Origin of the sequence: Kitasatospora sp. MAA19, from assembly GCF_029894125.1 — a bacterium.
GTDB lineage: Bacteria > Actinomycetota > Actinomycetes > Streptomycetales > Streptomycetaceae > Kitasatospora.
Genome location: NZ_JARXYZ010000068.1, coordinates 1 through 14,009, shown reverse-complemented (window position 1 = coordinate 14,009; position 14,009 = coordinate 1). Strand labels below are relative to the sequence as shown.

The 14,009-nt window shown below is 70.0% G+C and carries 12 protein-coding genes and 1 pseudogene; 7 read left to right on the top strand and 6 right to left on the bottom strand.

Annotated features, from left to right (window positions below):
• The coding region (locus P3T27_RS40565) for a hypothetical protein (RefSeq protein ID WP_280686393.1) at positions 1 to 829 on the top strand (829 nt) is incomplete at its 5' end.
• Positions 830 to 929: 100 nt separating this feature from the next.
• On the opposite strand, the gene P3T27_RS40560 is transcribed toward P3T27_RS40565, so the two are convergent.
• Positions 930 to 1,313, bottom strand: a complete 384-nt coding sequence (locus P3T27_RS40560) for a hypothetical protein (RefSeq protein ID WP_280686392.1) — start codon at positions 1,311 to 1,313, stop codon at positions 930 to 932.
• 20 nt (positions 1,314 to 1,333) lie between these two features.
• On the opposite strand from P3T27_RS40560, the gene P3T27_RS40555 reads away from it, so the two are divergent.
• The 4 genes from P3T27_RS40555 (at position 1,334) to P3T27_RS40540 (ending at position 5,647) form a co-directional block, all read left to right on the top strand.
• On the top strand, positions 1,334 to 2,164 hold the full coding sequence (locus tag P3T27_RS40555; RefSeq protein WP_280686391.1) for a hypothetical protein: 831 nt from the start codon (positions 1,334 to 1,336) through the stop codon (positions 2,162 to 2,164).
• A 760-nt stretch (positions 2,165 to 2,924) separates the two neighbouring features.
• Positions 2,925 to 3,227 carry a hypothetical protein gene (locus P3T27_RS40550; RefSeq protein ID WP_280686390.1) on the top strand — a complete coding sequence of 101 codons (303 nt, stop codon included), beginning with the start codon at positions 2,925 to 2,927 and terminating at the stop codon, positions 3,225 to 3,227.
• A gap of 160 nt (positions 3,228 to 3,387) precedes the next feature.
• The gene (locus tag P3T27_RS40545) at positions 3,388 to 3,726 is read left to right on the top strand and encodes a hypothetical protein (RefSeq protein WP_280686389.1); all 339 of its coding nucleotides are present in this window, start codon (positions 3,388 to 3,390) and stop codon (positions 3,724 to 3,726) included.
• Positions 3,727 to 4,279: 553 nt separating this feature from the next.
• Entirely contained in the window at positions 4,280 to 5,647 is a 1,368-nt protein-coding gene (locus P3T27_RS40540; RefSeq protein ID WP_280686388.1) for an erythromycin esterase family protein, read from the top strand.
• A gap of 311 nt (positions 5,648 to 5,958) precedes the next feature.
• On the opposite strand, the pseudogene P3T27_RS40535 reads toward P3T27_RS40540, so the two are convergent.
• Positions 5,959 to 7,178 (bottom strand): annotated as a pseudogene (locus P3T27_RS40535) (IS701 family transposase).
• Between the two features lie 793 nt (positions 7,179 to 7,971).
• Here P3T27_RS40535 and P3T27_RS40530 point away from each other — a divergent pair.
• Positions 7,972 to 9,161, top strand: a protein-coding gene (locus P3T27_RS40530; RefSeq protein WP_280686394.1) for an IS3 family transposase whose coding sequence is annotated in 2 segments (ribosomal slippage) — positions 7,972 to 8,200 and positions 8,200 to 9,161 — 1,191 coding nt in all. Because the reading frame shifts where the segments join, the coding sequence is not laid out codon by codon here.
• A gap of 1,351 nt (positions 9,162 to 10,512) precedes the next feature.
• On the opposite strand, the gene P3T27_RS40525 is transcribed toward P3T27_RS40530, so the two are convergent.
• The gene (locus P3T27_RS40525) at positions 10,513 to 11,037 is read right to left on the bottom strand and encodes a hypothetical protein (RefSeq protein WP_280686387.1); all 525 of its coding nucleotides are present in this window, start codon (positions 11,035 to 11,037) and stop codon (positions 10,513 to 10,515) included.
• Positions 11,038 to 11,544: 507 nt separating this feature from the next.
• Between P3T27_RS40525 and P3T27_RS40520 the strand changes: the two genes are divergently transcribed.
• On the top strand, positions 11,545 to 12,027 hold the full coding sequence (locus P3T27_RS40520) for a hypothetical protein (RefSeq protein WP_280686386.1): 483 nt from the start codon (positions 11,545 to 11,547) through the stop codon (positions 12,025 to 12,027).
• On the opposite strand, the gene P3T27_RS40515 is transcribed toward P3T27_RS40520, so the two are convergent.
• The 3 genes from P3T27_RS40515 to P3T27_RS40505 form a co-directional block, all read right to left on the bottom strand.
• The gene (locus tag P3T27_RS40515) at positions 11,993 to 12,775 is read right to left on the bottom strand and encodes an IS5 family transposase (RefSeq protein ID WP_280686385.1); all 783 of its coding nucleotides are present in this window, start codon (positions 12,773 to 12,775) and stop codon (positions 11,993 to 11,995) included. The genes P3T27_RS40520 and P3T27_RS40515 overlap by 35 nt on opposite strands.
• A 519-nt stretch (positions 12,776 to 13,294) precedes the next feature.
• The gene (locus P3T27_RS40510) at positions 13,295 to 13,468 is read right to left on the bottom strand and encodes a CsbD family protein (RefSeq protein ID WP_280686384.1); all 174 of its coding nucleotides are present in this window, start codon (positions 13,466 to 13,468) and stop codon (positions 13,295 to 13,297) included.
• Between the two features lie 68 nt (positions 13,469 to 13,536).
• Entirely contained in the window at positions 13,537 to 13,860 is a 324-nt protein-coding gene (locus P3T27_RS40505; RefSeq protein WP_280686383.1) for a hypothetical protein, read from the bottom strand.
• Positions 13,861 to 14,009 lie beyond the last annotated feature (149 nt).

Genomic DNA, 14,009 nt, shown 5'->3' with positions numbered 1-14,009 from the left:
ACTTGCGTGGTGCTGGCACTGCTCGTGGTTCTCCTTACGCCTGGATCGTAACAAACCCAGACATCAGGGACTCCAAGAAGGCCAGAGCAGCTCAGACAGCCGCTACCTGCTCAGCCTGGTCGACGCGCTGCGCCGCAAGCTGACCGCCTTCCTGGAGGAGACCGAGAACGGCGACCCGGTCGCCGCGTTCCGCGAGCTGCCCCTGCGACTGCCCGGCTACAGCTCGCGCGTCTTCGCCACCGCACAGAACATCCGGGACAAGACCCGCTGGTCCGACCTCACCGAGTCCGAACGCGTCCGCCGGCGGGTGCTTGAGCGGATCGACGTGTGGGGAGACGGCGACGACCAGGAAGAAGCTTCCGCCTCGCGGGGCGAAACCCCGGACGACCACGGCGACCAGGAGCAGCCCGACCCGGTGCCCGCCGACGTCCAACCAGCCCGGGCCACATCACCCGCCGTACTGCCCCGCCAGCAGGACCACGACCCGCTGCGCCCGCCGCCGGAGCCGTACCTGCGCAACCTCGGCCGCTTCGACCTGATCCGCAACATCAGCACGCTGATGGGCGAGCCGGGCTGGGACCTCGCCGGCTGGACCCGCGTGCCCGGCCTGTTCTACATCCGCAAGGACGGACGGGCGCTCGCCTGGACCGAGCACGGCGTCAACCGCCTGGACGACTGGGGCGTGGTGATCGAGGGCTCCTTCCTCTCCTACACCGCCGACCCGCGGCGCCCGCTGGCCGCCGACACCGTCGAGCAGGCCGCCCGGCTCGTCCGCGACGCCATGGCCGTCGGCCTGGTCGACGCCGACACCGCACCGCGGCACCGCTGACCGGGCCACGGCCGTCGGGGCCGACCCGGGCCCGGCCCGCCGGCCCCGCGCCGGTTCTCCGTAGGTACCACCGCAGGTGCCACCGTAGGCAGTACCGCAGCTACCACCGTAGATACCACATCGTTCCCCGTGGTTGATGTCTCCGCCGATCGAGGCCAATTCCACCGTGGCGGTAGACACGGGCGGCCAGGATCTGTGCCTCGACGGCCGCCTGCTGAGCGGAGTAGGGGATGAGGTGTGCGCTGACGGCGACGAGCGGGGCAGGCAGGCCGGCGGCGAGGCCCCAGGGGGCGATCCGGGCGGCGGCGTACCCGTGGTGCAGCTCGGTAGCGTACCGGGTCTCGACGTCCTCGACGCGCAGGTACTCGGGATCCCAGGCGACGGCGACCGGCAGGCGGCGCGACGGCGCGACGTACAGCTCCATGCCGAGCGCCTCGCCGGCGGCCCTCGCCTGCTCGGGGGCGGCGAGGTGGGCCGGCCCCAAGGCCGGCCCACCAACGGGCCGTGACCCCGGTTTTGGACACTGGAGAGACTGCCGCACCCGCGGCCGCCGTCCCGGCCGACGACGACAGCTGGGGCGAGGACGGCCGGTACCTGCTCAGCCTGGTCGACGCGCTGCGCCGCAAGCTGACCGCCTTCCTGGAGGAGACCGAGAACGGTGACCCGGTCGCCGCGTTCAAGGAGCTGGCGCTGCGGCTGCCCGGCTACAGCTCCCGCGTCTTCGCCACTGTGCAGGACATCCGGGACAAGGCCCGCTGGCCCGACCTCACCGAGTCTGAGCGAGTCAGCCGGCGGCTGGTCGAGCGGATCGACCTGTGGGGCGATGACGCCGGTTCGACCGACGACGGGGACGACCGGGACGGTGGCGGTTCCGCCTCGCGGGGCGAACCCGCCGCCGCCGGCGAGGACCAGGAGCAGCCCGCCCCGGTGCCAGCCGAGGCCGAACCGGCCCGGCCGCAACCGCCAGTGCTGCCCCGCCAGCAGGGAGACGACCCGCTGCGCCCGCCGCCGGAGCCGTACCTACGCGGCCTCGGCCGCTACGACCTGATTCACAACGCCGCCCGGTTGCTCGGCCCCGGCTGGGACCTGGTCGGTTGGAGCCGGGCCCCCGGCCTGTTCTACGTCCGCAAGGACGGCCGGGCGCTCGGCTGGATCGAGCACGGCGCCGGCCGCGTGGACGGCTGGGCCGTGCTGGTCGACGGCCGCTACCTCGTCGATTCCACGGCTCCCGGCCGCCCGCTCGCCTGCGACACCGCCGACGACGCCGCCCTGATCGTCCGCCAGGCCCTGGAGCAGGGCCTGATCGACGTCATCCGTCGTTCGGGTGGGTCGTGAAGGTGGTCTTCGGGTCCCATGCCGGACCCGCGTAGATGAGAAGGAGCGGGCGGTCCGGCAGCGGGCGAGCAGCTACTCGGGCTCCCTTGCCAACTCCCCAACCACCTGCGACAGTTCTGGCGATACTAGGGAAATCTCTGTCGACGTCGTCGCAAGTACCGAAGAGCGAGATCTACGGATGCTTGGAGTCCGAGTATGGCTAGCCAGTACCGGAATGAATGCGGTGAGTGCGGCTGGAACACAGCTTGGCTTCCGCAGTCCGTAGCCGAGCAGAAGATGGTCGACCACTACACGCAGCGGCATCCAGAGATCATCCCCGGAGGCATGCAGGAGTACCGCGAAAGCGGCGGATGCTGCTCGTCCAGCTGCCTGATGATGCTGATGGGACTCTTCAGCTTGGCGATACCCACCTGGTACCTCGTTCGATGAGCGCATGGTCCGACCTGCGAGGCGATGTGAGCAGCAGGGGCACCGGCTCAGCGGCTCTGCCCGGACTGACTTGCCGCCCAGCTCCTGTCCGATCTCCTTGAACGCCAGGTCGTCGCTATCCCGGCCGCCGTCCTGGAGTCCGCGCTCCACCTTGCCCAGGCCACCGCCGGTCTCACCGCGGTCATCCCACAGTTCCTGGCCGCCGCTCGCACCCCATCAGCGGCACCGCCGAACCCGCCCGCCCGGCTGCGCCCGGCGCCGGGGCCGACGGTCTCCACACTCGGCACCCTGCTGGCCTGAGACGCCGCCAGGACGGCCGTCGGCGGCCGGCGTGCCGAACCTGGCCCTCAAGCGCCCGACCGGCTGGAGCGTGCCCTCCGCCCGCGGCCTGGGCACCCCGAACCGCTCCGCGCTCGGCGACGGCCTCTGGCCCACCAACCCGGGCGTCCAGGAACTGCAGCGCGACGGCCGCCCGGCCGGCTGGACCGAGGAGCACGACGTCCAACGTGGCACGTGGATCGCGCTGATCGACAGCAGCATCGTCTCCGACGCCGCCAGCGGTGATCCCTCTCCGGGGGCGCCCCGGCCTGCCCTATACCACGCCACCGACGCCTCGGAAGGCACCGCGCGATGACCGCCGACACCACCACCGACCTGCCGAACCAGCCCCGGACCGGCTCTGAGCCGACCCCGCACCGCCCGGCCACCACGGGCACGCCGGCGCCCGGCTTCCCGCCGGTGCTGGTCCTGGACCCCGGCGCGCTCACCGACCAGCGGAGCGCGAGCGGGCGTTCGTGCAGCTGCTCCGCTACCAGGCCCAGGTCCGCACCAGCCACGTGCGCCTGAAGGAAGGAGACCGCGTCGAGCTGCTGGAGCCGGTCCACGCGACCTGGACCGAAGAGGACCTGGCCGCCGAGGAGTACTGGGAACAGGACGCCCGCGTCCGCGTGACCGTCCCGGCCGGCACCCTCGGCGTCATCACCCGGGCCCGCCACTACCCCACCCCGTTCCCGTACGTCGTCGCGTTCGACCGCGGCCCCGAGTGCGGCGTACGCGACCACCAGATCACCCGCTGCGCCGACCAGTCGCTCACCCCCGCCGCGCCGCCCGCGCCGGAGCGGTGGATGCGCTGACCACCAGCCCGGCCGCCACCACCCGGTGGCGGCCGCCGAACCGTCACCCCGTCAGAAGGGAAGCAACCCCCGTGACCAGCCCCCTGCCGATGCTCGGCGACCGCCGTGCCGACCCGGCCATCGCCAAGGCGGCCGCCGGCGCCCTTCAGGGGACCGAGAGCTGAACCGAGGCCTGGCGGCCGTCATCCCGCAGTACCTCCCCGCCCGGACGCCGGCGGCGCGGTTCCTGGTGGCGCCGCTCCTGATCACGCCTCACCCCAGGGGCAGGCTGCTGACCTGCACCGGGGAGTTCCACCTCGGGCTGGTGCTGCTGGACCTGGTCCAGCAGCACCTCACCCATGGCGACATGGTCGTCCATACCACCGGGCACGAGCCCCCTGCCCGGACGGGGCCCGGGAGGTGGCCGCCAGCACGCGGAGTGGCGGGACTTGTGTGCCTTCGGATGAGGGGGTTAGCCCCCGGAAGAGTTCGGTGGCTGCCCTCAGCGCGGGGCAACGGATCACGCGAAAGGATCTTCTTACGTCGTCATACGCAAGTTGAGGGGCAAGAAAGCATGGCTATTAGGTACCCGAAGCGCATCAGTCGGCGGGGGCTGCTGGTGACGGCGGTGACCGTGGCGGGGGCGGTCCTCGCTCCGGTGGCGGTCCAGGCGGCCACCGCCGACACGGTCCACACGGCCGACGGGAAGCAGGATCCGGTACGTGCACTGGAGCGGGCAGCCCACCCGCTGCGTGCGACCGAGCCCGGCGGAAGTACGGCCGACCTGCGAGCCCTGTCCGCAATGATCGGCAACGCCAAGGTGGTCGGCCTCGGCGAGGCCACCCACGGCTCCCACGAGTTCTTCACCATGAAGGAGCGGGTCTTCCGCCACCTCGTCGAAGAGAAGGGCTTCACCACCTTCGCCCTGGAGCTGAGCTGGTCCGCGGGACTCCAGATCGACGACTATCTCCAGACCGGCGAGGGCGGTGACGCCCGCAGCGTCGCCAAGCAGACCTTCGCCGACTCGCCCTGGGACCGCGAGGAGTTCGTGAGCCTCATCGAGTGGATGCGCGACTACAACCGCCACCACCCCGACCGCCCCGTGCACTTCATGGGCGACGACATCGGCGCCCCCTCGTTGAATGACGCGTTCTTCGGACGGGTGACCGGTTACGTGCAGAAGAACCACCCCGAGGCACTGCCGCGGCTCAACGAGCTCTACACCGGCCTGCGGCCCATCGACAACGTCTTCGCCTACCTGGGCAAGCCGCTCGCCGAACGGCGGCAGCTCGCAGCCAAGGCGCAGCAGGCCCTGGAACTGGTCAGCAGCCGGAAGGGCTCCGGCGGAGACGCGTTCGACTGGGCCGAGCAGAACGCCCGTTCAATCGCCCAGACCGCCAAGTTCCTCACCATCGACCCGAACGACCCCAAGTCGCTGCCCGACTTCGAGCTGTTCCGAGACGAGGTGATGGCCCAGAACGTGGCCTGGTGGCGGCAGCACACCGGCGACAAGATCCTGGTGTCGGCGCAGAACAACCACGTCGGCTACGTCTCCGACAACCCCGAGCTGTACTCCAAGACGCAGGGGTCGTTCCTGCGCGACACCATGGGCAAGGACTACCTGCCCATCGGCTTCACCTTCAACCAGGGTTCCTTCCTGTCGAAGGACGCCGCACTCGGCGGCGACTGGAAGAAGTTCACCGTGGGCGCCGCCGAGCCCGGCAGGAACGAGCACACCCTCGACCAGGTCGGTTACCAGGACTTCTACCTCGACGTCCGCAAGGCCCCGGCCGCCGCGCGCGCCTGGTTGAACGTCGCCCGGCCCACGCTCAACATCGGCACGCAGTTCCCCGAGAAGCCCCGCGACACCGCGATCGCCCAGTCCTTCGACGTCCTCATCCACCTCCACGAAGTCCGGGAGGCCAACAAACTGAAGCCGTGACGACGCTGCCGTGCGACCACGTCCTCGCCGCGCTGTGCCTTGTCCACGCGAAGCCGTAGCAGAGGCAGCCGTTTCGATCCCGCCGAATACTTGGACGGCCCTGGTCCGCCGCGGGCGTATCTGTACTCACTACCCGGTGAAGTTCTCGGACGAGCGGTGAGCGGGCCGGTGCCTAGTGGTACTTCGTTAGGTCTGGCGTGGTTGGGGACGGCCGGGCCGTCGTGGGGTGGGTAAGTCGCGGTGGCGGGTGAGGCATTCGCCGGTCCAGGCCCGTATCAGGTCCTGGATGGCGTCGAGGACTCGGTAGAAGGTCAGGCCGGCGCCTCGACTTTTGGGTCGAGGCGCCTCAGGGTCAGGAAGGCGTGGGCGGCGGTGACGAGGGTGACGTGGTGGTGCCAGCCGCGCCAGGTGCGGCCCTCGAAGTGGTCCAGGCCCAGGCCGTGCTTCATCTCGCGGTAGTCGTGCTCGATGCGCCAGCGGATCTTGGCCAGGCGTACGAGCCGGCGGATCGCGGTGTCGGGCGGCAGATTGGTGAGCCAGTAGTCGGTGGGCGCGTTCGCGTCCGCGGGCCATTCGACGAGGAGGGTCTCGGCCGGCAGGACGCCGTCCCACGCTCGCCGCCGCCGCCGGCGTCGGCGGCGGCGAGCGTGCGGGGGATCTTCCCGGCGGGCCGTACCTGCAGAACGTGGAAGCGTGAGCGCATCGCTCCTCGGCTGCCCTGGCGCCAGGTGACCTGGCGAAACGCCTGGCGCCCGCCGGCGGTGGCGAGTTCGCGCAGGGCGACGGAGTCGGTGCGGTAGCGGGGCAGGGCCCTGTGGCCGGCGCCGCCGTAGGCGGGCGCCTGCGGCTCGGCGTCGTGGCGGTGCGCGGTCTCGTCCCCGCGCACCGCCACGATGTAGTCCAGGTCCCGGGCGCGCAGGGCATGGCGGAAGGCCGCCGACTGGCCGTAGCCCGCGTCCGCGACCACGATCTGCGGTGCGAGTCCCCAGGAGATCAGCTCATCCAGCGTTTCGGTCGCCAGGCGCCACTTCTCGACGTGCCCGACCTCCGGCGGCACACCGGTCCGGGTGCGGCGGGCATCGTCGCGGTCGTCCCACTCCGGCGGCACGAACAGCCGCCAGGACAGCGGGCTGGAGGCCTGGTCGGTGACGGCGTGGACGCTCACCCCGACCTGGCAGAGCGAGCGTTTGCCCAGCGCGCCGCAGTACTGCCGCGAGGTGGCCACGGACTGGTCGCCGGCCTTCGGGAAGGAGGTGTCGTCGATCACCCACGCCTCGGGCGCGATGGCGGCGGTCATCTTCCGGGCGATCTGCCGCAGCACCGGCGTGTGGTCCCACGGCGACTGGCTCACGAACTGCTGCAGGGCCTGCATGTTCCCGTCCGGCAGCCGCTCGGCCATCGGCTGGACCGACTTGCGCCGCCCGTCCAGCATCAGCCCGCGCAGATAACAATCGCCCTGCCGGCGCTGGTCCTTACGCGCCAAGGATGCGAAGACCTCGGCCACCGCCGGTACCTGGTCTTCACCGCCCACCTGCCCGACGGCCTGGTGGAGGCCGTCGCCCAAGCAGGCGCGCAGAGCAGGAGCGGAGAGGATCTCGGCATCCTGATGCTGCGCGCCGACGGCGTGAGGTTGTCCGCTGCGCGGCAGCCCGGCGGGCGCCGCATTCGCAGTGCCACCGGAACAAGGAGGAGGGCAGGGGGAGGGAGGCGGGGGAGGTGCGGTGCTGGCACAGGCGGATCGTGGCCTTGCCGGGGGCGGCCGTTCGGCAGCCGGGGAAGGCAGAACAGCGATCGAAAGGGGCGGCCCCATGTGGTCTGCCCCTTCGCCGTTCCCGGCGTCGGCCGCGTATCCGTTCTGCCAGCGCAGAACGAAGTGATCAACCCATGTTCACCGACACTGCGGTGGCAGTCTGCCGACGCCTGGGACGACGGGCTGTGCGACAGCTGTCGCCAGGTGGAGGCCGACCGCAGGCCGCTCGAGCGTGAGCAGGCCGTCCCCGCCGCCGGCACGGCGAGGACACGCGGCCCCTGGTGGCGCCGCAGCTGACGACCCGGCATCCGGCAGTGGGTCCTCATCAGCCTTCCTGAGCGCTGCTGAGAACCCACTGCGGGTACTGTCGGTAACGCAAACTTCGGCCGAAGACGAAGCCGGGAGCTTCCTCGAACGCGATCCTCCGCGATGTCCTCGCCACCCAATGGAGCGAACGCGCCCGCATCCCCGGTGAGAGACGTATCCGCTTGGGGGTCAGGCGCCGACTGAGCTTTGCCCCGTGACGTGGACACCCTGACAGTTGGATCTTGTCGATCCAGGAAGGGAAGTCCAGGTGGGACGTCCGTCGAAGTACTCGGACGAGTTCCGTCGTGATGCCGTCGCGCTGTACCGGGCCTCGGAGGGCCGGCGCACGTTCGCGGCCGTCGCGAAGGAGATCGGGGTCAACCACGAGACCCTGCGCAACCGGGTGCGAGCCGCCGATGCCGAGCCGTCGTCGACCGGGCAAGCACTGAGCGCCGACGAGCGGGCCGAGCTCGCCCGGCTGCGCAAGGCCGAGCGCGAGTGGCAGGTCGAGAAGGAGATCCTGCGCCGGGCAGCGGCCTATTTCGCACGGGAGATGAAGTGAGGGCCCGCCGCTGGGACTTCATCTCCACCCACGCCGCCGAGTTCGGCGTCCAGCGGCTGTGCGAGGTCCTGGGCGTCACCCGTTCCGGCTACTACGCCTGGCAGGCCGGGGCACGTGCCCGGACCGAGCGGGCAGCGGCCGAGGCGGCACTCGTCCACGAGATCCGCCAGGTCCACCGGCAGACCCGGGGCGCCTACGGGGTTCCGAGGGTGCACGCGGAACTGCGAGCCCAGGGCCGGGTGGTCAACCGCAAACGGATAGCCCGCCTGATGCGCGAACACGGCATCATCGGCCGTCACCTGCGCAAACGCTGCCGAACCACCGTCCAGGACAGGAACACGCCACCGGCACCGGACCTGATCGGACGCGACTTCACCGCGGGCGGCCCCGATGTCCGATGGGTCGGCGACATCACGTATCTGCCGGTCGGCGGCTCATGGATGTACCTGGCCACCGTCATCGACCTGCACTCGCGCCGCCTGGTCGGCTGGTCGCTGGCTGACCACATGCGCACCCGGCTTGTGGCCGACGCACTCGAAGCCGCGGTCGCGGCACGCGGCGGCCGGGTTGACGGCGTGATCTTCCACTCGGACAGGGGCTCGCAATACGGATCGGCCGAGTTCGCGAGCCTCTGCCGGCGCCACGGCATCCGGCGAAGCATGGGAAAGGTCGGTTCGAGCTACGACAACGCTGCCGCCGAGAGCTTCTTCGCCTCGCTGAAGCGGGAGCTGATGCACGGAGCGCGCTGGACCAGTCGTTCTCAGGTGAGGCTGGAGGTGTTCCGGTGGATCTCCTTCTACAACGTCCGAAGGCGCCACTCCACACTCGGCTATCTCAGCCCGATCCAGTTCGAAAAGCAGACAGCGGCGTCCCGTAGGATCACCCTCGCCGCATGAAACTCCGGTGTCCATGTCCCGGGGGAAGGCTCAGCGGACTCGTGCGTCCCCGGGATGGACATGTCCCGGATGTTGACGCTGCTGGGGATACCCGCCATCCAGTCCGAGGACACGGGCACCCAGCCGGTCCTGGGCGCGGCCTCGAACTCGGCCGGCGATGTGGTGGCGAGGTCGGTTCCATCCCCAGGCCCCTGGCCGTCCGGTGAGGACGAGGGGACAAGGGCCTGTGCGCCGTACCGGACCTCGCCGTCGCCGTATTCCGGACATGCGCTCCCTCCCGCGTAGGCGACGAGTTCGAGTTCGGCCTCTTCCCCGGACCGCCCGTGCGGCGGCTCCGCGGGCGCTTCGGAGGCGTCGTCCTCCGCAGGCTGAGTAGTCGATACGGCCATGAAGAGCTCCTAACGGCGCGTCCCGGGCACAGCACGTCGCGCGGTCGCGTGTCGTCTGGTTCTGCACACCGGGCATCGCCCGCGCGACCGATCCCTACCCTGCGCTTTTCATACATAACCCACAGTGATCAGTGTGGCAAACTTTGTGCGGAACCCGTCATAGCGCAAGGCTTAGCCATTCAGGCTCAACATCAGCCGTCCGCCGCTCCCATGCCCGCCCGCGTCCGTCCGGGCCGGGCTGCTCCCACAGGTGGGCGTAGGCGTCCAGCCGCGCCGAGGTGCGCGCGTGTCCGGCACGGTGCACTGGTGGCGCAGCACCTGGCCCGGGCACACCCGCGAGGGCTACCCGCCTGTGCTGGTCGTCACCGGCGCCAGGCCGACCGCGAGGCCGAGGCCGAGCGCCGGCGCCAGGAGTGCATGCAGGCCCTGGCCTGCATTGACCGCGGGGAGTTTTCCCCGAGCGGGAGAAGGAGTACGTCAACGAGATCTACCGGGACCGGGTCTACAAGCTCAAGGGCCGCTGCTACCCCTGCCACGCGGCCCACCAGGACAAGCTCTCCGCCAGCAGGCCGAAGAACGCGCCGAGCAGCAGCTCCTGACGGCCCGAGCGGCTAACGCCGAGCTGCGCCCGTGCTGGGTCGTGTCGGGGCTTGATCGACGGTGAGGCGGGCTCGAAGCTGGAGCTGGAGCGGGCAGACGAGGACCGGCTGGCTGCGAGGACAAGCGCGAGCGGAAGGGCCTCGGGCCGCTGATCCTGCCGAAGCCGACCAAGCGCGATCTGGTGGCTGCGCTGGTGTCGGTGCCGTCCGATCCGTGGTGGGAGGTCCGCCTCCTCCACGAGAAGCTCTGCCCGGCGTGGAAGCGTTCGACCTGACCTGGAGGGGTGTCACCGTTGCTTGCTCGATGCCGGTGGCGGCCGGGCGCCGGTGTGTGGTGCCCGGCCACCAAGGTGCGGGGGTCGGTCAGGGGTTGTGCGACATGGTGATCGGGAACTGCAGGAGCTGCGCGACGACCTGGTCGGGCGTGCCGGGCGGGGCGAACTCCACGGGTTCCTGGAGCTGGTAGACGGTGCCCTGCGGCGGGAAGACGGTGAGGTTGCTGTTCAGGGTGGTCATGGTCTTGGTGTTGGTCAGGACCAGCGGACCGTCGCCACCCGGGGGGTTCTCGATGGTGAGGGTGAAGTCGTGGAACAGGGTGTTCTTGAACTTCGGGGGCATGTTGCCGATGACTTCGAGCAGGCTGAGCGGGGTGGTGTCGACGTCGGCCTGCGAGAGCGTCACGCGGCCGAGCGTCGGGTGGTCGGCGTTGTACTCCTCGCCGATGATCCTCATCCTCACGCCGCCGAGTCCGCTGGCGATGTTGGCCTCGATCCGGAGCTTGATGCCGCCCCTGAAGTCCAGGGTGACCAGACCGAGCGCGTCGAGTTTCAGCGGTACGTTGACCGCGTAGCCGGAGCAGGGAATCTCCAGGCCGATTGGGGGGAGCAAGCCCCCAAGGGACACCATCAGAGCGCCTCCATGTCATGGGCAGCCCGCGCGAGGTGAGGCGAACATGCCGTTCCTAACTGGTGTGCCGCACGCTACTGATCAGACGGCAGCCAGGCTGGGCTTTCCCTGTCGGGCGGCACGTAATGATGAACCCCTGCTTCCTGTGGCGTGTCTGAGTTGCGGAAGGGCGGCGAAGGACGCCGCCCAGACGGCTAGGCGGCGGGCTGCGGTGGCAGCGGAGCGCGGGGAGGAGCGGCGGCCTGCCCGAGCACCGGCGGACCGGCCCGGGTTGTCTGGACCTGTGGTCGGGGGGCCGAGGCGCGCTGTCGGTGATGAACGACATTTGGGTTGCAGTGTCTGGGCGTCACTTGTTTTCGGTGGTTGGTTCCGGGTTAGAAGCCGTTGTCTTTCCGACAATGATTGGTGCGTTTCCGCTGGTCAGGCATAGTGCCGGTGCCTCGGTGGCAGAGACGGGGTGTCGTGTCGTCTCTTCGGTGGAGGTGCCGGATGCCGTCGGTGATGGGGCTGCTGGAGGAGCGCGAGCGTGCTGCCCGGCAGCGAGTGGAGGTTCTGCGAGCCGAACTGCAGGAGGCGGAAGCCGTGTGGGAGCGATTCGTGATTACCCGCCAGACGGTGGCCGAAGTCCTGGCAGAACCTCCTGCGGGCAAGGAGGCATCGCTGGCCGGAGTGGCCGGTGAACGGCCTGCGCGGGTCGCCGGGGCGGTGCCCGGATCGGTGGTTCCCGCCTGGCGGGAAGATCTCGATCCAGGTGCGCTGGCGCCGGACTACCAGCGGCTCGTGGAGGCTCTGGCCCTCAGTGGGGAGGAGATGGACTGTCGCCAGCTCGCGGCGGCCTTGGGTCTGGAGGTGGTCGCGGCGAAGGTGGAAGGAGTGCGGTCGAAGGTGAAGCGCCTGGCCGCGCGGGGCTGGCTGGTCGAGGAACGCCCGGGGATGTTCAGCGTGCTCGCCGGGCGAGCCGGCGGCTCATGACCATGCTCATCGACCACCGGATCATCGCCCCGGAGGTGTCGGTGCGGGTCTCGTAGTCGCGGGCCAGGCGGCGTGAGTGCATCAGCCATGCGAACGTCCGTTCCACCAGCCACCTTTTCGGCAGCACCACGAAGCCCGTGGTGTCGTCGGTGCGTCGGACCACTGTCAGGGCGATCCGCAGGACATCGCGGGCGAGGTCGACCAGGCGTCCGGTGTAGCCGCCGTCGGCCCACACCAGCGAGATGCGCCAGTGCCGCTCACGCAGCCGCTCCAGCAGCGTCCGGCCGGCCTCGCGGTCAGTGACGGATGCGGCGGTGACCATCACGGCCAGCAGCAGCCCGAGGGTGTCCACGACGATGTGTCTCTTGCGGCCGTTCAGCTTCTTCCCGCCGTCGAATCCCCGGCTCGCGGCCGGCACCGACGCAGCCCCTTTCACCGACTGCGCGTCGATGATCCCGGCGGTCGGCTCCGGATCCCGGTCCGCCGCCTCACGGACCCTGTCGCGCAGTCGGTCGTGGAACTCGGCGATCAGGCCCTTGTCCCGCCAGCGGCGGAAGAAGGCGTAGACGCGATCCCATGCGGGGAAGTCCGCGGGCACCGCCCTCCAGGCGATGCCGCCCGCGACCAGGTAGCGCACCGCGTCTACCAGCTGCCGGTGGCAGTAGCTCTCCGGCTGCCCGCCCCGTCCCTCCAGCCACGCGGGCACGGGCATCGCGTCGCGCACTACGGCCCACTCCGCGTCGGTCATGTCCGAGGGGTACCTCGGACGCCCGTGCGGCCGGTCCCCGGCGTTCCCGAACCGGTGAGCGAGGCAATCACACGACAGAGGTGCGGAGTTGGACGGCAACGTCACGGAGACGGAAGACTGCGACACCAGGGGCCTCCTGTTGCTCGGCTGGATTCGACACCCACGAGCTGTGCGGGAGGCCCCATTTTCATGCCCTGCCGACCAGAAGATCACCCGACCGAGTCGGCAGCCTCGAACTTACGATCACCAAGATCGATAGAGCAACGGCTAGTCACCAGAGCCGTGATCGTCGTTCCATGGACAGGACGGGTGCAGTTTCTGATGAGGCCCCACCAGCGCAGCCCAACCATGCTGTCCTCCCCGCCCGTGCGATGGGCTTCTCGCCGTCGGGTGCCGGGGGTGATCCCGTTCACCGACCTCGGGTAGCTACCCGGCGCGGTGGCTCCCCGTAGTGGCGCGACCTTACGGGTTTGCTTTTCGGCAGGTCACGGGCTTGTGGGTGCCCCCGGTGGCGTGTACTCAGTGCTTGAAGGCGTCCTTGATCTTCGCCCCGGCCTGCTTGGCGTTGCCCTTGACCTGGTCGCCTCGGCCTTCGGCCTGGAGACGTCGACTGCCGGTAACGTGACCGACCTTCTTCTTGACTCCGCCCTTGACCGCTTCTGCCTTGTGCGCGATCTTCTTGGCGATACTCATGGCGAGCCGCCTTTCGTAGTCGATTGCCGGAGCGGGCCGGTCGGCGGCCTGCGCGGGATGGCGGCGGCTTACCGATGGGCGGCCCTGCGCCCGAACAGGTGGAGTCTCCCATGGTGGCCGTCATCCGCCTGTTGGTGGCGGTCGTCGTGGGGTGAGCTGCTCTCGCGCACGTTCGCCGTGTCCGTGCGGCCGGCATCGCGCTGGTCGATCAGGTCGTCTCGTTCCTGGATGGCAGCGGCCGTCTCGTGTCGGGACCTTTTGAGTCGGCGGCGGCTGGCGTGACCGCGGTGAGCGATGCGGCGGGCACCGCCCAGGAGGAGGCTCAGCCCGAACAGGGCGACGGCGCCGACCACGATGCCGTAGAGGAACAGCGTGCCGGTGGAGCCGGTCACGTGGTAGCCGAACACCGCGAACTCGTGCCCGAGTGTGTGGGCGCTGCCAGCGTTGCTGAGAGGACGTTAAGTCCCTTTACTCATGGTTGGGGATCGCTCGTTCGTGTGATCGTTCGATGAACTGACGTGCTGGCCGGGGGGTGGGTGAT